Here is a 17,579-nt window from a genome sequence, read left to right on the forward strand (position 1 = left end):
CCCGCGCGACGAACCGAGTGCGCCGATGACCACCGACAACGACGTCGACGTCGACGTCGTCATCGTCGGGGCCGGGCCGTCCGGACTGACCCTGGCGAACATCCTTGGCCTGCAGGGTGTTCGCACTCTGGTGGTCGAGGAGCGCGACACCCTGATCGACTATCCCCGGGGTGTCGGCCTGGACGACGAGGCGCTGCGCACCTTCCAATCGATCGGACTGGTCGATCGTGTGCTGCCGCACACCGTGCCGAATCAGATCCTGCGCTTCTTTGATGCCAAGCGCCGACTGCTCGTCCAGATGGCCCCGCCCGACGCCCGATTCGGCTGGCCCAAGCGAAACGGCTTCGTCCAGCCCATGGTCGACGCCGAATTGTGCCGCGGTCTCGAACGATTCGAACATGTCGAGGTCCGGTTCGGTCGGCAGATGCAGACGTGCGTGCAGACCTCGGACGGCGTGACCGTGCAGTTCACCGACGGCCGGGATCCGGTACGCGCGCGCTACCTGGTGGGCTGCGACGGCGGCCGCAGCGTCACGCGCCGCCTGATGGGTGTGTCGTTCGACGGCACCACGTCATCAACGCGCTGGCTGGTCGTCGATGTGGCCAACGATCCGCTGGGTCACCCGAACAGCGAGGTCGGGGCGGACCCTCGGCGGCCGTATGTCTCGATCTCCATCGCCCACGGCATCCGGCGCTTCGAGTTCCTGATCCACCCCGACGAATCAGACGAATTGGCCGACGATCCGGCCTTCGTCCGACGCATGCTTGCGCAACTGGTTCCGCATCCCGAGCGCGTCGACATGATCCGCCACCGGGTGTACACCCACCACTCACGGATCGCCGGGTCCTTCCGTGAGGGCCGACTCCTGCTGGCCGGTGACGCCGCGCACCTGATGCCGGTGTGGCAGGGCCAGGGTTACAACAGCGGAATCCGGGATGCCGCCAACCTCGGATGGAAGTTGGCCGCTGTGGTGACCGGGCGGGCCGGCGATGCGCTGCTCGACACCTACGACGTCGAGCGTCGCAAACACGCCCGCGCCATGATCGACTTGTCCACGATGGTGGGCCGGGTCATCTCCCCGACGAATCGTCGGGTGGCCGCGTTGCGGGACCGTGTCATTCACGCCGCGTCGGTGGTGCCGTCGCTGAAGCGCTATGTGCTGGAGATGCGGTTCAAGCCGATGCCCCGATACCAGCAGGGCGCGGTCCATCATGCGGACGCCGCGGGGCCCGGGGTGAGCTCGCCGACCGGCACGCTGTTCATCCAGCCGCGCGTGGACACCCGTGATCGGCAGAACGTGCTGCTCGACGAAGTGCTCGGCTCTGGATTCGCCGTGCTGTGCTGGAGCAACAATCTGCGTGCTGTTCTCGGTGAAGCCGCATTCGACCGGTGGAAAGCGCTGGGAGCGAAGTTCGTCGAAGCACGGCCGATGACACAGTTGCATTGGACCGGGCATGACGACGCCGATGTGACGACCGTCGGGGACCGCTCGGGTGCACTCAAGTCGTGGTTCGACGTGTACACCGATTCGGTGCTGTTCATCCGCCCCGATCGGTGTATCGCCGGGGCGTGCATCGCCCAGCGCGCACCAGAGATGTCGGAGGCGATTGTCGACGTACTCCATCTGACCCAGGAAGGAGGCTCCGATTCGAATGGCCACGACTCAGATCGCGCTGTGCTGCATGTCGCACAGTCCGCTACTGAATCTTCCGGGACCATCGCAGGAACTCCTTGACGACATCGAGTCGGCGATCGCGAACACCCGGGAGTTCGTCGCCGCCTTCGATCCCGAACTCGTCGTCACGTTCTCCCCGGACCACTACAACGGCTTCTTCTACAACGTGATGCCGCCGTTCTGCATCGGTACCGCCGCCGAGGGTGTGGGTGACTACGGCACCTACCGAGGTGCTCTCGACGTGCCGGCGGGCCTGGCGACCGACTGTGCCCGAGCGGTTCTCGACGCCGGGGTCGATGTCGCCATCTCGGCGGCGATGCACGTCGACCACGGCACCGTGCAGCCGTTGGAGAAGCTCTTCGGCGATGCCGTGGCCAAACCGGTGATCCCGGTGTTCATCAATTCGGTGGCCACTCCGCTGGGCCCGATGCACCGGGTCCGCGCGCTCGGCACCGCCGTCGGAGCACATCTCGCAGGACTGAGCAAGCGGGTGCTGGTGATCGGATCCGGCGGTCTGTCCCACGATCCGCCGGTGCCGACGCTGGCCACCGCGCCGCCGGCGGCGCTGGATCGGATCGTGCACGGCAAGCCCATGACCAGCGAGCAGCGGCAGGCCCGTCAGGTGGCGGTGATCGATGCCGCCCGCGAATTCGCCTCGGGCAGGGGCGGCCTCGCTCCGCTCAATCCCGAATGGGATCACGCCTTTCTGGACCTCGTCGACACCGGGAGGCTGGACGAGGTCGACGCCTGGGACAACACCTGGATAGCTGCGCAGGCGGGGAACTCGGCGCATGAGGTCCGTACCTGGGTGGCGGCCTTCGCCGCACTCGCTGCGCAGGGGAGCTACCGGACCGGCGATCGCTTCTACCGCGCGGCACCGGAGCTGATCGCGGGCTTTGCCATCAGGACGGCGGTGAGTACGCCATGAGCTCGGCAATCGATCCGGATTTCGACCACGTCGCCGACGTCCTGGTGATCGGTTCCGGTGGCGGCGGGATGACGGCGGCGCTGGCCGCCGATGCCGCCGGACTCGACACGCTGGTGGTGGAGAAGTCCGCCCACTTCGGCGGTTCGACAGCGCTGTCCGGCGGTGGGATCTGGGTGCCGGGTGCACCGTCGCAGCGGCGCGCGGGTCATGTGCCCGACCCCGATGACGTCTTCACCTACCTCAAGGAGATCACCGGCGGTCTGGTGAGCGACGCCCGGCTGCGCATGTACGTCGATACCGCCCCCGAGATGATGGAGTTTCTCGAGAAGCTCAGTCCGTGGCTGGATTTCGTGTGGAAACCCGGCTACGCGGACTACTACCCGGAAGCCCCTGGAGGCTCCGAGCTGGGCAGCACGATCAACGTGGAGGCCATCGACCTGCGCGTGCTGGGCGACGAGGAGCAGAACCTGCTGGCGCCGCTCGCTCTGGCCCCCAGGGGAATCTGGTTCGGTCCGAAGGACTTGCGGCTGTTCTACCAGGTTCGGCAGTCGTGGCGCGGCAAGGCGGTGCTGGTGAAGCTGATCTGGCGGATGTTCCGGGCGCGGGTGTTCGGCGACCGGATGGCCGCGATCGGCCAGTCGCTCGCGGCCCGACTGCGGCTGGCGATGAAGCAGCAGGACATCCCGCTGTGGCTCAGCTCGCCGATGACCGAGTTGATCACCGATGTCGACGGTGCGGTGATCGGCGCGGTGGTCGAGAAGGACGGACGCGCAGTCCGGATCAGGGCCGCCCGTGGGGTCGTGATCGCCAGCGGCGGCTTCGACCACGACATGCAATGGCGTTCCGAGCACCTGCCGGAGGTCGAGAAGGACTGGAGCTTCGGCAATCCCGCCGCCATGGGTGACGGGATCCGGGCCGGGCAGAAGGTCGGCGCCGCCACCGAACTGCTCGACGAAGCCTGGTGGTTCCCGGCGATCTGCTGGCCGGACGGTCGGCTGCAGTTCATGCTCAACGAGCGCATGATGCCGGCACAGTTTGTCGTCAACGGTGCCGGCGATCGATTCATCAACGAGGCGGCGCCGTACATGGACTTCGCCCACGCCATGATCGACGGTCAGAGGTCCGGTGTGACACACATCCCGTGCTGGCTCGTCACCGACATCCGGTCGTTCCACCGCTACGTCGTCGCCGGGCATCTGCCGATTCCGAAGGTCCCGTTCGCACCGGTGCCCACCGGTCGGAAGGTGCCGGCGGCCTGGTTGGAGTCGGGTGTGGTGAAACAGGGCGCCACCTGGGAGGAACTGGCCGACCAGATCGGGGTTCCCGCTGCCCGATTGCGCGCCACCGCAGAGCGATTCAACCAGCTGGCGCACTCCGGCCACGATGACGACTTCTGTCGCGGTGACAGCGCCTACGACAACTATTACGGCGATCCGACCCTGCCCAATCCGAACCTGCACCCGCTCGGCGAGCCGCCGTACTACGCGTTCCAGATCATCCTGGGTGATCTCGGCACGTCGGGAGGGTTACGCACCGACGAGTTCGCGCGGGTGCTGCGATCCGACGACAGTGTCGTGAGTGGGCTCTACGCCGTCGGCAATGCCTCCGCTGCCGTGATGGGCCGCAGCTACGCGGGTGCGGGCGCAACCATCGGTCCCGCCATGGCCTTCGGGTACGTGGCCGCCAGACACATCGCCGATTCAACCCAGATTCAGCCACCGGTCTTGCCGGATCGTCAAGGAGGTAAACAGAAGTGAAGATTTCGCTGTTCTACGAGTTCCCGTTGCCCCGGCCCTGGTCGGAGGACGACGAACACCAGTTGTTCCAGCATGGATTGGACGAGGTGGAACTCGCTGACAAGGCTGGGTTCTCCACCGTCTGGCTCACCGAGCACCACTTTCTCGAGGAGTACTGCCACTCCACCGCACCCGAGATGTTCCTGGCCGCGGCCAGCCAGCGCACCAAGGACATTCGGCTCGGTTTCGGGGTCATGCACCTTCCGCCCCCGATCAATCACCCGGCGCGGATCGCCGAGCGGGTCGCCACGCTGGACCATCTGTCCAACGGCCGGGTGGAATTCGGAACCGGTGAAGGGTCCTCGGTCGCCGAGCTCGGCGGGTTCGACATCGACCCGGCCGACAAGCGCGCGCAGTGGGAAGAAGCACTCGAGGTCTCCATCCGATGCATGACCGAGGAGCCGTTCACCGGATTCAAGGGCGAGCACGTCGAGATGCCCGCCCGGAACGTGATCCCCAAGCCTCTGCAGAAGCCGCACCCGCCGGTCTGGGTGGCGTGCACCCGGCCGTCGTCGGTTCAGATGGCCGCTCAGAAGGCCATCGGTGCACTGAGTTTCGCGTACACGGGCCCGGAGGCACTCAAGGACCGGGTGGATGGTTACTACGCAGAGTTCGAAGAGAAGGGCACCCCGATCACCCCCGCGATCAACCCGAATCTGCTGGCGATCGGTGGCGACCTGTCGATGATGGTGGCCAAATCAGACGACGAGGCGCTCAAACGGCTCGGCATCGGCGGCGGCTTCTTCTCGTTCGGGATCATGCACTACTACCTGACCGGTATGCACACCCCCGGCCGCACCAAGGTGTGGGAACGCTACGAAGAGGCCGTCAAGGAGGATCCGACGCTGGCCTACGGACCGGGCCGCGGTGCGATCGGCTCACCGGACACGGTCCGGGAGTTCCTGCGCGGTTATGAAGCCAGCGGCGTGGACGAGATCATCCTGCTGCTGAACCCGCGCAGCCACGAGGGCACGATGGAGTCCATCGAGATCATGGGCAGGGAGATCCTTCCCGAGTTCATCGAGCGTGACGCGAAAGCGGTCGCGGACAAGGCCAAACGTCTCGAGCCGGTGATCGAGAAGGTCGAGGCGCGACGACAGGCCTGGGACGCGCCGCTGTTCGACGAGACCTACGAATTCGGCGGGCTGCCCACCGGCCGCGGTGGCAAGTTCACCGCCGGCGAGATTCCTGAGGCGATGGCGGAGATCAACGAAGGCAGGGTCAAGGCCGCTCAAGCGGAGAAGGACGCCAAGGCCAAGCAAGCCGCGAGCTGAGCGTGACCACCCTCGACCGCCTGGTCCGCTATGACGGCAAGCATGTCGTGGTCACCGGCTGCGCCTCGGGCATCGGCGCGCAGTTGGCGCACCAACTTCACGAGCTCGGCGCACGGGTGACGGGTCTGGATCGCTGCGCTCCGACTGAATCACAGTCTGCGGTAGACGAGTTCGTCACGGTCGACCTGGCGGATCCTGGCTCTGTCGACGCGGCAGCCGGCAGTGTCGAGGGCCCTGTCGATGTGCTCTTCAACGTGGCCGGGGTGTCCTCGGGCATCGGGGATCCAGTGCTGGTCGTCCGGATCAACTTCCTGGGAATGCGGCAGTTCACCGAAGCGCTCGTCGGACGGCTGGTTCCCGGTTCGGCGATCTGCAACGTGTCCTCATTGGCGGCGGCGTCGTACCGGGAGAACGCCCACACCACCCAGGGCCTGCTCGATACAGACTCGGTCGACTCCGGATTGGTCTGGTGCGCTGACAATCCGGATGCGCTCGCCGATGGCGGCTACCGCCTCTCCAAGGAGGCGATCATCCTCTACGGAATGCGCCGTGCCTCCGACCTGGGTTCCCTGGGCATCCGGATCAACTGCACCGCCCCTGGCGTCACGGAGACCCCGATACTCGACCAGTTGCGGTCCGCCTATGGACAGCAGTATCTGGACTCGTTCACCGCGCCGCTGGGCCGGGTGTCGACCGCCGAGGAGCAGGCCGTGGTACTGGCGTATCTGGGTAGCCCTGCCGCTGGGTACATCACCGGGCAGGTGTTGTGGACCGACGGCGGTATTCTCGCGGAGCGATTGTCCACCGGCATTCGCACTGCCCAACTGGCCCAGGGGAGCTGATCATGGCCGGTAGCATGACCGACTTCCGGCAGATGGCGGACGAGGTGCGCAACTGGGGTCGCTGGGGCGACGCCGACGAGGTCGGCACCCTCAACCTGATCACGGCCGACAAGGTCGCCGAGGCGGCGGCAATGGTCAAGAAGGGCAAGGTCATCTCGCTCGGCGGCGACTTCGGCTCGGCGGGACCGCAGGGCGCGTTCAAGTTCCGGCAGAACCCGGTCCACGTGATGACCGTCGACGGTGGTGATGCTTCGACGCTGGTCCGGTACGGCCCGGAGTGGTTGCGTAACGCAGTGGCCGCCGACGTCAGCGCCTTCTTCGCCGACAACCCGTTCCGCTTCAACGACGACATGATCGTGATGCCGCTGCAGGCCGCCACCCAGTGGGACGCCCTGTCGCATGTCTACTACGAGGACAAGCTGTACAACGGGTTTCCCGCCGATTCGGTGACCAGCTTCGGCGCCTTCCACTGTGGTATCGAAAAGGTTGACGCCAAGGGCATCACGTCGCGTGGTGTGCTCCTCGACGTGGTGGCGCACCGCGGTCTCGAGACTTTTTGTGCGCCCGGTACACCGATCACGCCCTCCGAACTCGACGAGATCGTCGCCCGGCAGGGTGTGGAGATCCGGTCGGGCGACATCATCGTCGTGCACACCGGATGGTGGACGCGGTTCCTGTCCACCGGCGACGGCGCGGAAGCCGGCTCCGGCCTGGACTGGACATGTGCGTCATGGCTGCACCGGCACGACGTCGCCGCCGTGGCCGCGGACAACCTGATGGTCGAGGACCCCGATCCGGCCCAGGGCGTCGAGGGCACGTTCCTTCCGATGCACATGTTGTGTCTGCGCGACATGGGCTTGATGCTCGGCGAGTACTGGGACCTCGGCCCGTTGGCGGCCGACTGTGCCGCAGACGGCGTCTATGAATTCCAGCTCCTCGCGTCGCCGCTGAAGGTTGTTGGTGCGGTGGGAGCCCCTGTCAGTCCGATTGCGATCAAGTGAGTGATGAATTGACCAGTATCAGAACACCGTTCATCGTCGGTCTCGGCGGAACGCTGCGCGCGAACTCGTCGACTGAACGCGCGTTGCGTCTCTGCCTGGAATCGGTGGAGCGCCAAGGGGGACGAACCCGGCTGTTCGCGGCCGAGGACCTCGACCTGCCGATGTACGCGCCGCACGAACTGAACCGCACACCGCGCGCGCTCGAACTGGTGACGGCTCTGCGGGATGCCGACGCGGTCGTCGTCGGCTCCCCGGGATACCACGGCGCGGTATCCGGGCTGGTGAAGAATGCGCTCGACTACATCGAGGATCTTCGGGAGGACCCGCGCGTCTACCTCGACAACACGCCGTGGGGCTGCATCAGCTGCGCCTACGGCTGGCAGGCCGCGGTCGGCACGTTGACTCAGTTGCGGGGCATCGGGCACGCGCTGCGGGCCTGGCCGACGCCGCTCGGGGTGGCCATCAACTCCGCCGAGAACGTCTGGGACCCTTCGGGTGGGCTCGCCGACTCCGAACAGGGCGCCGCCGTCGGCACTCAGCTCGACCTGCTGGCCACCCAGCTGCTGGCATTCGCGGGGACCGCGAAGGCGACGGCGTGACCGATCGGCACACTGTGCTGGTCGACGGCCTGCTCACCAGTTACCTGGAAGCGGGACAGGGTGATCCGATCGTCCTGCTGCACGGAGGCGAGTTCGGGGCCGACGCCGCGATCGGCTGGGAGCACACCGTCGACGCGCTGGCCGCCCGCCACCGTGTGCTCGCTCCCGACATGCTCGGGTTCGGTGGATCGGCCAAGGTGGTGGACTTCACCGATGGGCGGGGCATGCGGATCAGACACATCGCCCGCTTCTGCGAGACGATGGGCATCGAGGCCGCGCACTTCGTGGGGAACTCGATGGGCGCAGTGAACATGCTCGTCGACGCCACCTCGGAGAGCCCTCTGTTGCCTGCCCGCAGTCTGGTGACGATCTGTGGCGGTGGGGACATCCAGCGCAACGAGCACGTCGGCGCGCTCTACGACTACGACGCCACTGTGGCAGGCATGCGCCGGATCGTCGAGGCCCTGTTCTTCGACCCGTCCTATCCGCAGGACAATACCTACGTGCAGCGTCGCTACGAGTCGAGCATCGCTCCCGGAGCGTGGGAGTCCCTGGCGGCAGCACGTTTTCGCCGCCCCGGCCTGGATACGCCGTCGACGCCGACCAGCGCGCGCGCCTACGACCGCATCACCGTCCCGGTCCTGGTGGTGGAGGGACAGGGCGACAAACTACTTTCTGGGGGGTGGTCGGCCGAGATCGCCGCGCAGATCCCGCACGGCCGTGCTGCGGTGATCGAGAATGCGGGTCACTGTCCGCAGATCGAGCAACCCGAGGCCGTCAATGCGCTGCTGCTGGACTTCTTCGAAGGGATCCTGAATGACTGAACTCGCAGGCAAGGTCGCGATCGTCACCGGTGGTGCCTCAGGTCTGGGCGCCGGTCTGGTGCGACGGTTCGCGGCCGAGGGCGCAAAGGTGGTGTTCTGCGATCTCGACGGCGACAGCGGTACGGCATTGGCGACCGAACTCGGTGCCGACGCACTGTTCGTCGAGGCCGATGTGTCCGACATCGATCAGGTGGCCCGACTGGTGGCGACGGCCGTCGACCGTTTCGGGGGTCTGCAGGTGATGGTCAACAATGCCGGGGTGTCGGGCACCATGCACCGGCGCCTGTTCGACGACGACCTCGCCGACTTCCACAAGGTCATGTCGGTCAATCTGTTGGCAGTGATGGCCGGTACCCGCGACGCCGGTCGGCACATGGCCGAGAACGGCGGCGGCTCGATCATCAACCTGACCTCGATCGGCGGCATTCAGGCTGGTGGCGGGGTGATGACCTACCGGGCGTCGAAAGCGGCGGTCATCCAGTTCACGAAGTGTGCGGCAATCGAGTTGGCGCACTACGAGGTTCGTGTGAATGCGATCGCTCCGGGCAACATCCGCACCGCAATCGTGCGCAAGTCGGCGGCCGGGGAGGATCTGGAGAAACTCGAGCAGTTCGAGGCGAAGATCCGCCAGCAGATGCGCGACGACCGACCCCTCAAGAGGGAGGGCACCGTCGACGACGTCGCCGAGGCGGCTCTCTACTTCGCGACGGACCGGTCGCGCTACGTGACCGGCACCGTGCTGCCGATCGATGGCGGCACCGTCGCCGGCAAAGTGCTCGTCCGCAAGTCCGCGAAGTCCGACGCACCGGCGCCCTGAACTTCTTTAAATCAGTCGCTTGACTTAGCCGGTGTGACCGGGTTCACTGAAGTGGTGACCACAGCCCGTAGCGTGCGCGCCGATCGCGCCACCGGTACGCAAGAGGCGATCCTGAAGGCGGCGGAGCGTCTCTACGCCGAACACGGTGTGTTCGCCGTGTCGAACAGGCAGGTCAGTGAAGCCGCAGGACAGGGCAACAACGCGGCCGTCGGATACCACTTCGGTACCAAGACCGATCTGGTGCGTGCGATCGAGCACAAGCATCGACTGCCGATCGAGGAGTTGCGGGAGCGGCGTATCGCCGACATCGGCGACTCGACGCAGATGCGGGACTGGGTCGCCGCGCTGGTCTGTCCGTTGACCGATCACCTTGCTGCACTGGGTAATCCGACGTGGTATGCGCGCTTCGCCGCGCAGGTGATGACCGATCCCGCGTATCACAACATCGTCGTCAAAGACGCGTTGTCCTCACCGTCGCTGGTCCGGGTGCTCGACGGGATCAACACCTGCCTGCCGGACCTTCCCGTCGACGTCCGGATCGAGCGCAACATCATGGGACGCAACCTGCTGATGCACAGCTGCGCTGATCGCGAACGGCTGCTGGCACAGGGGTCTCCGGTCGCCCGGACGTCATGGCAGGCCGCCGCGTCGGGCCTGATCGACGCCATCGTCGGACTCTGGCACGCCCCCGTCACGGAGTTGCCCTGACATGAAGGTCACCGTCGACCAGGACAAGTGCGTGTCATCCGGAATGTGCGTGATGAATGCCGGTGATGTGTTCGACCAGCGCGACGACGACGGCGTGGTGGTGCTGTTGGTCGACGAGCCCGGACCCGCCCACGCCGAGGAAACCCGCAGGGCCGCGGCCGCCTGCCCGGCCCTGGCCATCCAGATCGAGGAATGACGGAGAAGACATGACAGACACCCTTGCCGCCGGGCATGTTTCGGCTGACGTCCCCGAGTACCCGATGGAACGGGAAGCCCGCTGCCCGTTCTCGCCGCCACTGCCGATGCTTGAGATGGGGGAGAGCCGGCCGCTGTCGCGGGTACGGATCTGGAACGGCACCACCCCCTGGCTGATCACCGGCCACGAGGTGGCGAAGGCGCTGTTCGCCGATCCCAGGGTCAGTGTCGACGACCGCCGCGAGGGTTTTCCACACTGGAACGAGCACATGCTCTCCACGGTGAACAAGCGCCCACGGTCGGTCTTCACCGCCGATGCCGAGGAACACACCCGGTTCCGCCGGATGCTGTCCAAGCCGTTCACCTTCAGGCGGGTCGAGGCGCTGCGGTCGGCTATTCAGGAGGTCACCGACGAATGCATCGATGACATCCTCGCGGGTCCGCAGCCCGCCGACATCGTCGCCAAACTCGCACTGCCCGTGCCGACCAAGGTGATCAGCGAGATGCTCGGCGTGCCCTACGAGGACCACGAGTTCTTCCAGCATCACGCCAACGTCGGACTGGCACGCTTTGCGGCCGCGGATGCCATGCAGAAGGGGGCGATGAGCCTTCACAAGTACCTGATCGACCTCGTCGAGAAGAAGATGGCCGAGCCGTCCGAGGACGCGGTGTCCGATCTCGCCGAACGGGTGACCGCCGGCGAGATCAGCGTGAAGGAAGCCGCGCAGTTGGGCACCGGGCTCCTGATCGCCGGCCACGAGACCACCGCCAACATGATCGGCATCGGCGTGCTGGCGTTGCTGGAGAACCCCGAACAGGCTGCGCTACTGCGAGATTCCGATGACCCGAAGTTCATCGCCAACGCCGCCGAGGAGCTGATGCGCTACCTGTCGATCATCCAGAACGGTCAGCGTCGCGTGGCCATCGAGGACATCGAGATCGCCGGGGAGACCATCAGAGCGGGCGAGGGCATCATCATCGACCTCGCTCCGGCCAACTGGGATGCCGCCGCGTTCCCGCAGCCCGACAAGCTGGACTTCACTCGCGACGCCGGCCAGCAACTGGGGTTCGGTTACGGACGGCACCAATGCGTCGGTCAGCAACTCGCCCGCGCCGAACTGCAGATCGTCTTCCACACGCTGCTGCGCCGCATTCCGGCGATGCGGCTGGCGATCCCGTTCGACGAGGTGCCGTTCAAACACGATCGCCTCGCCTACGGCGTCTACGAACTTCCGGTGGCCTGGTAGTCACCGCGCAAATCAACAGCCCTGCACCACAGCCCGATTGGAGCACCAACGATGTCCACTCCGACAGTTCCCTCGCCCACCCGTCCGGTGACGACGCTTTATCCCCCCGAAGGATGGGGCGCACCGAAGAACCGCCACGGCCACGCCAGTGGCGGTATCGCAGGACTCCCCGAAGGAACCGAGATCTTCTCGGCGGACAATCACATCTCGGTCGCCGATGACATCTTCTATGAGCGGTTTCCCGAGGAACTCAAGGGCGCGGCCCCGCGCATCTGGTACGAGGACGGCGCGTACATGGTCGGCATGAAGGGCAAGGCGTGGACCGGCGGCGATTTCGGCCGGGTGCTCATGCAGTACGACGACCTCGCCGGGGCCGCGTCGAACAACATCGACGCGCGCATCAAGGAGCTCAAGCAGGACGGCATCGACAAGGAACTGGCCTTCCCGAACGCGGTGCTGGCGCTGTTCCACTATCCGGACAAGTCCCTGCGCGAGAGAGTGTTCCGGATCTACAACGAGCACATCGCCGACCTGCAGGAGCGTTCCAACGGGCATTTCAACGGTGTCGGCCTGATCAACTGGTGGGATCCCCGTGGCACGCGAAGCACCCTCGAGGAGCTGAAGTCCCTGGGACTGCGGACATTCCTGCTGCCGCTCAATCCCGGCAAGGACGACGACGGCAACATCTACGACTACGGCAGCACGGCCATGGACGCCGTCTGGGACGAGATCGAGGCAGCAGGGTTGCCGGTCAGCCATCACATCGGCGAGACGCCCCCGAAAACGCCCTGCCAGAACAACAGCGTCGTGGTCGGCATGATGGTCAACGTCGACTCGTTCCGTGAGCAGTTCGCCAAGTACGTGTTCTCCGGCATCCTCGATCGGCATCCCTCGCTGAAGATCGGCTGGTTCGAGGGCGGGATCGCCTGGGTTCCGACCGCACTTCAGGACGCCGAACACATGCTCGCCTCCTACCGGCACATGTTCAACCATCAACTCGAGCACGGCGTTCATCACTACTGGGACAACCACATGAGCGCCTCGTTCATGGTTGATCCGCTGGGCCTGCAGTTGATCGACCGCATCGGGGTCGACAACGTCATGTGGTCCTCGGACTACCCGCACAACGAGAGCACCTTCGGGTACTCCGAGAAGTCGCTGGCGTCGGTCGTCGACGCGGTGGGTGCGGACAACGCGGTCAAGATCGTCAGCACCAACGTCAAGAAGTTCCTCGGCCTTCCGGTTGACGCGTCATGACGGCGACGTTCGCCGGATCGTCGCTGCTCGACATCCCGGACCTACCCGACCGCGCCAGGATGTACCGCGAGTGCGGCGCGCGGCTACGCGACTCGATGCGTGCGAAGGGTGTCGACGCACTGGTGCTCCTCGGCAACGGCAACGTGGTGTACGCCACGGGTGCCAGCTGGCCCCTGCTGGACGCCGGCCTGTCCCATGTCGAACGGCCGATCGCGGTGGTGCTCGCCGACGATGAGCACCCGCACCTGTTCATGCCGTTCCGGGAGGGCACGTCCTTCGACTCGGAGCTTCCCGCCGATCATGTGCACGGCCCGCTGTACCTCGAATTCGACGAGGGTGTCGACCATTTCGGATCGATCCTGGCCGATCTGCTGCCACCCGGGGCCACAGTGGCCGTCGACGAACTGACCGGTGCGATGCGACGGGCGTCAGGGCGGCTGTTTCCTACCGGTCTGCCGTCGGACGCGGCGCAGGTGATCGGGCCGGCCAAGCTGGTCAAGACGGTCGATCAGATCTCGGCGGTCCGCAAGGCATGCCGAATCACCGAGCAGGCCGTCGTCGATGTGCAGAAGTCGCTGGTGCCGGGGGTGCGCCAGATCGATCTGTCGGCGCAGTTCGTCCGGCGCGCATTCGAACTCGGCGCCACCGCGAACATGCTCGAGGCCATCTGGCAGGTGATGCCCACGACTCGGGACAGTGGCGCTGTCTGGACCACCACCGGTGACCTGGCGCTGCCGCTGCTGACCACCGAGAAGGAACTGGCCCGGGGCGACGTGCTGTGGACCGACGTCAGCATCACCTACGAGGGATACTGCTCGGACTTCGGGCGTACCTGGCTGGTCGGCGACGAACCGTCGGACCGGCAGCAGGCACAGTTCGTCAAATGGCGGGAGATCCTCGACGCGGTACTGGCGGTCACCAGGGCCGGCGCCACCTGCGGTGATCTGGCGCGCGCGGCGATCGCCGCCAACGGAGGGACAAAACCCTGGCTGCCGCACTTCTACCTGGGTCACGGCATCGGCACCAACGCCGCTGAGATGCCGATGATCGGAACCGATCTGGGTCAGGAGTTCGACGACAACTTCGTCTTCCCGGCAGGCATGCTGCTGGTTCTCGAACCCGTGGTCTGGGAGGACGGAACGGGCGGCTACCGCAGCGAGGAGATCGTGGTCATCACCGAGGACGGATATCAATCCATCACCGACTACCCCTACGCACCGTACGGACACGCCTCATGACGCTCGAGATCCTGCCCGACGACCTGCCGTTACGCACCGGGAGGCGGGAGCGCGCCCTGGCGCAGATGGAGGCCAACGACCTCGACGTGCTGGTGTTGGGTCGTCAGGCCAATGTGCGTTATGTGACCGGGGCGCCGCAACTCTGGGTTGCGGGCACCCGGCCGTTCGCGCCGATCTGTGTCGTCGTGCGGGCGACCGGCGAGATCCACCTCAACAGCAGTTGGGACGAGGGCATTCCCGAGGAGATCAGCCACGATCACCTCTACGGGCTGGCCTGGAATCCGATGACCCTCATCGAGGTCCTCAAGAACATCGACGGGTCGGCCACGGCGAAACGTGTCGGAACCGATGCACTGTCACCGACTTTCGGCCAGTTGCTGCCGATGGCGTTCCCCAACGCCGAACTCGTCGACGGCGAGGAGGTGATGAGGGTGGCGCGCCGCATCAAGACCGCAGCGGAGATCCGCTCGCTGCGGGGCGCTTTGGAGGTCGCCGAGAACGGCCTCGCTGCAGCGGTGGCCGAACTCGCGCCGGGAGCAAGCGAACAGGCGCTCACCGGAGTCATGCTCGAGGCGATGGCGGCAGGCGGGGTCAGCACGTCGGCCACCCAGGACGGGGCGTGGATCACGCCGCGCGAACAGTCGTGGCGGGTGGGTCGGCGAGATCGCAGGGTCGCCGACGGTGACCTGGTGGCCTTCGCATCCGGCGCGCTGGCCAACGGCTATGTCGGCGAGGTGGGGCGCACCTGGCCGGTCGGCGACGTCAAGGGCGCTGACACACTCTTCACCCGTGCAGATGAACTGCGGGACAGGCTTGTGGCAGCGTGTCGGCCCGGGGTTCCGGCCAGCGATCTGTTCGGCGCCTACGAGGCGGCGGGCGAGTCGCTGCCGCCGATGCCGGTGGCCCACGGCCTCGGCCTCGGCTTCGACCCGCCGGTGGTCTCGCCTGACCTGGCGCAGACATCGGCCGCTGAGCATCTGGATCCTGGCATGGTGCTGGCTGTCACGGCATATGTGTGGCAGGCAGGTATCGGTGCGGTGTTCCGCCGCGATGCGGTGCTGATCACCGAATCCGGAGCCGAAGTGCTCACGGCCAGTCCATTCCCGGCCCAGGCCGGCGCCGGAATCAGCTGAGGGACAATACATGACCGAGCAAGAGCGTCCTTCGGCAGAGGAGATCATCCTCTACGAGAAGGATCCCAAGACCAAGATCGCCACCATCACCTTCAACCGTCCGGAATTCCTCAACGCGCCGACGTCCATGGCGCGGTTGCGTTATGCCGATGTGCTGCGTGCGGCCAACACCGACAACGACGTGAAGGTGGTGATCATCCGCGGCGTCGGGGATAACCTGGGCAGCGGTGCCGACCTTCCGGAGTTCATGGAGGGCAATGAGAATCCGTCCGCGCGGCTGGCCGAACTGCGGCTGGAGGATGACGGCGTCGGCGAGGTCACCTACCCCCCCAAGGGCACGTTCCGCAACGGCGCCACCATCAGCTCCTGGTACGCGAACTCACAAGCGGGCAACCGCGCGCTACAGGACTTCAAGAAGATCAGCATCGTCGAGGCCAAAGGGTACTGCTACGGCTGGCACTTCTACCAGTGCGCCGACGCCGACCTGGTGATCTCGTCGGACGACGCGCTGTTCGGCCATCCGTCGTTCCGTTACCACGGCTGGGGCCCGCGCATGTGGACCTGGGTGCAGATGATGGGGCTGCGCAAGTTCCAGGAGATGGTCTTCACCGGCCGTCCGTTCACCGCTGCCGAGATGTATGACTGCAACTTCCTGAACAAGGTGGTGGCTCGCGACCAGTTGGAGGCCGAGACCCTGAAGTACGCCCGGGCCTGTGCTCGGAACCGGCCCGTGGACACCGTCTTTCAGCAGAAGATGTTCTTCGAGATCTTCAAACAGCAGCAGGGCGAGTACATGGGCAGTCTGCTCAGCGCGTTCTTCGAGTCGATGGGCAACGGGGTCGCCAACGACAGCGACGACGACCTCGACATGTTCGAGTCGATCGACTCCGGCCTGTCCGCGGCGGTCAACGACAATGACAGCAAGTTCCCGCCCGAGTTCCGGCTGAGTAAACGCAACCGGGCCAAGGAGGACTAGAGCATCGGTGTCCGCTTTGCCTGATCCACCACTCTCCGGCTACGTCGTCGTCGACCTGTCCAGTGGGATCGCCGGCGCCTACTGCACCAAACTGCTCGCTGACGGTGGCGCAGAGATCGTCAAAGTCGAGACACCACAAGGTGATCCGCTGCGCAAATGGTCGGCGTCGGGGGCGGAGATCGCCGAGGGCGCCGACGGCGCGCTGTTCAGCTACCTGGGGTGCTCGAAGCGCAGCGTGGTGGGCGACGCGACGTCGGACGGCGACTTCGTCAACGCGATGCTCGCCGATGCGGATGCGGTCGTGTGGTCGCGGGGTTCGAGCCTGGCCGAGCATCCCGACTTCCACCCGGAGACGATCCGAGACCGGCACCCGCACCTGACCGTCACCGCGATCACGGCGTTCGGCCTCGAGGGCCCGTGGAGTGACCATCCGGCAACAGAATTCACCCTGCAGGCGTGGTCGGGCGGCATCGTCGGCCTTGGCCGCGGCGCCCCGGACCGGGCGCCGGTCTACGTCGGTGGACAGGTCGGGGAGTACCTGGCCGGCGCGTACGCCAGCGCGGCCACGCTGACCTCGCGGATGCGGGGTGGCGCCGAACTGGTCGACCTGTCGATGCTGGAGACGGCGATACTCGGGCTGACCTACTACCCGGTGAGCTACTTCGAGATCCTGGGCAGGCCGTGGCGCGATGCGCGCAGGTTGACCGTTCCCGGCATCGCACGCGCGAAGGACGGACTGGTCGACATCGGGTGCGGCACCGCCCAACAGTGGTTCGACCTGTGTGCGATGACCGGCCATCAGGAGTGGATCGACGAGGAGTCGCCGCTGTCGATCACCCAGCAGGCCAACGAGAGGGCCGACGACCTCTACGCCTGGGTGGCCGACCAGACCGTTGCCGAGATCAGAGATCTTGCCACCGCGTTCCGCATCCCGAACGCCCCGGTCGCCCACGGTGCGAACGTCGACTCGCTGGACCACTTCGTCGCGCGCGGCTCGTTCATCCTCAACCCGCGGGACGGTTTCACCCAGCCCGGTCCGCCGTACCGCCTGGCGCCCGCGGTGCTGCGG

Annotated in this window: 17 protein-coding genes; all 17 read left to right on the forward strand. The window is 66.1% G+C overall.

What is annotated here, in order from left to right; translation table 11 throughout:
* Positions 1-25: 25 nt before the first annotated feature.
* Positions 26-1,735: a bifunctional 3-(3-hydroxy-phenyl)propionate/3-hydroxycinnamic acid hydroxylase gene (locus tag WA965_RS13535; RefSeq protein ID WP_526296806.1), complete on the forward strand. Its 1,710-nt coding sequence runs from the start codon at positions 26-28 to the stop codon at positions 1,733-1,735.
* A complete protein-coding gene (locus WA965_RS13540) occupies positions 1,653-2,603 on the forward strand; it encodes a 3-carboxyethylcatechol 2,3-dioxygenase (RefSeq protein WP_526296808.1) in 951 nt (316 codons plus the stop codon). Before WA965_RS13535 ends, WA965_RS13540 begins: the two co-directional genes overlap by 83 nt.
* Positions 2,600-4,360, forward strand: a complete 1,761-nt coding sequence (locus WA965_RS13545; protein ID WP_526296810.1) for an FAD-dependent oxidoreductase — start codon at positions 2,600-2,602, stop codon at positions 4,358-4,360. Before WA965_RS13540 ends, WA965_RS13545 begins: the two co-directional genes overlap by 4 nt.
* Complete coding sequence (locus tag WA965_RS13550; RefSeq protein WP_526296812.1) at positions 4,357-5,673, forward strand: LLM class flavin-dependent oxidoreductase; 1,317 nt, start codon at positions 4,357-4,359, stop codon at positions 5,671-5,673. The genes WA965_RS13545 and WA965_RS13550 overlap by 4 nt, the downstream gene beginning before the upstream one ends.
* 2 nt (positions 5,674-5,675) lie before the next feature.
* Positions 5,676-6,515 carry a coniferyl-alcohol dehydrogenase gene (locus WA965_RS13555; RefSeq protein WP_526296814.1) on the forward strand — a complete coding sequence of 280 codons (840 nt, stop codon included), beginning with the start codon at positions 5,676-5,678 and terminating at the stop codon, positions 6,513-6,515.
* 2 nt (positions 6,516-6,517) lie between these two features.
* Positions 6,518-7,516 (forward strand): cyclase family protein, encoded by a 999-nt coding sequence (locus WA965_RS13560; RefSeq protein ID WP_526296816.1) that lies wholly within the window; start codon positions 6,518-6,520, stop codon positions 7,514-7,516.
* An 8-nt stretch (positions 7,517-7,524) separates the two neighbouring features.
* Positions 7,525-8,115: an NADPH-dependent FMN reductase gene (locus WA965_RS13565; protein WP_526296818.1), complete on the forward strand. Its 591-nt coding sequence runs from the start codon at positions 7,525-7,527 to the stop codon at positions 8,113-8,115.
* Positions 8,112-8,939, forward strand: coding sequence for an alpha/beta fold hydrolase (locus WA965_RS13570; protein ID WP_526296820.1), 828 nt, complete (start codon positions 8,112-8,114; stop codon positions 8,937-8,939). The genes WA965_RS13565 and WA965_RS13570 overlap by 4 nt, the downstream gene beginning before the upstream one ends.
* Positions 8,932-9,756, forward strand: coding sequence for an SDR family NAD(P)-dependent oxidoreductase (locus WA965_RS13575; RefSeq protein WP_526296822.1), 825 nt, complete (start codon positions 8,932-8,934; stop codon positions 9,754-9,756). Before WA965_RS13570 ends, WA965_RS13575 begins: the two co-directional genes overlap by 8 nt.
* 33 nt (positions 9,757-9,789) lie before the next feature.
* Complete coding sequence (locus tag WA965_RS13580) at positions 9,790-10,464, forward strand: TetR/AcrR family transcriptional regulator (protein WP_526296824.1); 675 nt, start codon at positions 9,790-9,792, stop codon at positions 10,462-10,464.
* A gap of 1 nt (position 10,465) precedes the next feature.
* On the forward strand, positions 10,466-10,660 hold the full coding sequence (locus WA965_RS13585; RefSeq protein WP_526296826.1) for a ferredoxin: 195 nt from the start codon (positions 10,466-10,468) through the stop codon (positions 10,658-10,660).
* Between the two features lie 10 nt (positions 10,661-10,670).
* Positions 10,671-11,906 (forward strand): cytochrome P450, encoded by a 1,236-nt coding sequence (locus WA965_RS13590; RefSeq protein ID WP_526296827.1) that lies wholly within the window; start codon positions 10,671-10,673, stop codon positions 11,904-11,906.
* 51 nt (positions 11,907-11,957) lie between these two features.
* Positions 11,958-13,163 carry an amidohydrolase family protein gene (locus tag WA965_RS13595; protein WP_526296829.1) on the forward strand — a complete coding sequence of 402 codons (1,206 nt, stop codon included), beginning with the start codon at positions 11,958-11,960 and terminating at the stop codon, positions 13,161-13,163.
* Entirely contained in the window at positions 13,160-14,401 is a 1,242-nt protein-coding gene (locus tag WA965_RS13600) for a M24 family metallopeptidase (protein WP_526296831.1), read from the forward strand. Before WA965_RS13595 ends, WA965_RS13600 begins: the two co-directional genes overlap by 4 nt.
* Positions 14,398-15,534 (forward strand): M24 family metallopeptidase, encoded by a 1,137-nt coding sequence (locus tag WA965_RS13605; RefSeq protein WP_526296833.1) that lies wholly within the window; start codon positions 14,398-14,400, stop codon positions 15,532-15,534. Before WA965_RS13600 ends, WA965_RS13605 begins: the two co-directional genes overlap by 4 nt.
* Before the next feature lie 10 nt (positions 15,535-15,544).
* Positions 15,545-16,510, forward strand: a complete 966-nt coding sequence (locus WA965_RS13610) for an enoyl-CoA hydratase/isomerase family protein (RefSeq protein WP_526296835.1) — start codon at positions 15,545-15,547, stop codon at positions 16,508-16,510.
* A 7-nt stretch (positions 16,511-16,517) separates the two neighbouring features.
* Positions 16,518-17,579 (forward strand): CoA transferase (locus tag WA965_RS13615; RefSeq protein WP_526447627.1); only part of this gene is annotated, 1,062 nt, incomplete at its 3' end.

The organism is Mycobacterium sp., from assembly GCF_049683935.1.
In the GTDB taxonomy this organism is placed as follows: Bacteria; Actinomycetota; Actinomycetes; order Mycobacteriales; family Mycobacteriaceae; genus Mycobacterium.

Coding starts and splice junctions, on each gene's coding strand:
- WA965_RS13585 (WP_526296826.1), top strand. CDS start 10,466: ATGAAGGTCACCGTCGACCAGGACAAGTGCGTGTCATCCGGAATGTGC.
- WA965_RS13575 (WP_526296822.1), top strand. CDS start 8,932: ATGACTGAACTCGCAGGCAAGGTCGCGATCGTCACCGGTGGTGCCTCA.
- WA965_RS13590 (WP_526296827.1), top strand. CDS start 10,671: ATGACAGACACCCTTGCCGCCGGGCATGTTTCGGCTGACGTCCCCGAG.
- WA965_RS13595 (WP_526296829.1), top strand. CDS start 11,958: ATGTCCACTCCGACAGTTCCCTCGCCCACCCGTCCGGTGACGACGCTT.
- WA965_RS13560 (WP_526296816.1), top strand. CDS start 6,518: ATGGCCGGTAGCATGACCGACTTCCGGCAGATGGCGGACGAGGTGCGC.
- WA965_RS13600 (WP_526296831.1), top strand. CDS start 13,160: ATGACGGCGACGTTCGCCGGATCGTCGCTGCTCGACATCCCGGACCTA.
- WA965_RS13605 (WP_526296833.1), top strand. CDS start 14,398: ATGACGCTCGAGATCCTGCCCGACGACCTGCCGTTACGCACCGGGAGG.
- WA965_RS13540 (WP_526296808.1), top strand. CDS start 1,653: ATGGCCACGACTCAGATCGCGCTGTGCTGCATGTCGCACAGTCCGCTA.
- WA965_RS13545 (WP_526296810.1), top strand. CDS start 2,600: ATGAGCTCGGCAATCGATCCGGATTTCGACCACGTCGCCGACGTCCTG.
- WA965_RS13610 (WP_526296835.1), top strand. CDS start 15,545: ATGACCGAGCAAGAGCGTCCTTCGGCAGAGGAGATCATCCTCTACGAG.
- WA965_RS13535 (WP_526296806.1), top strand. CDS start 26: ATGACCACCGACAACGACGTCGACGTCGACGTCGTCATCGTCGGGGCC.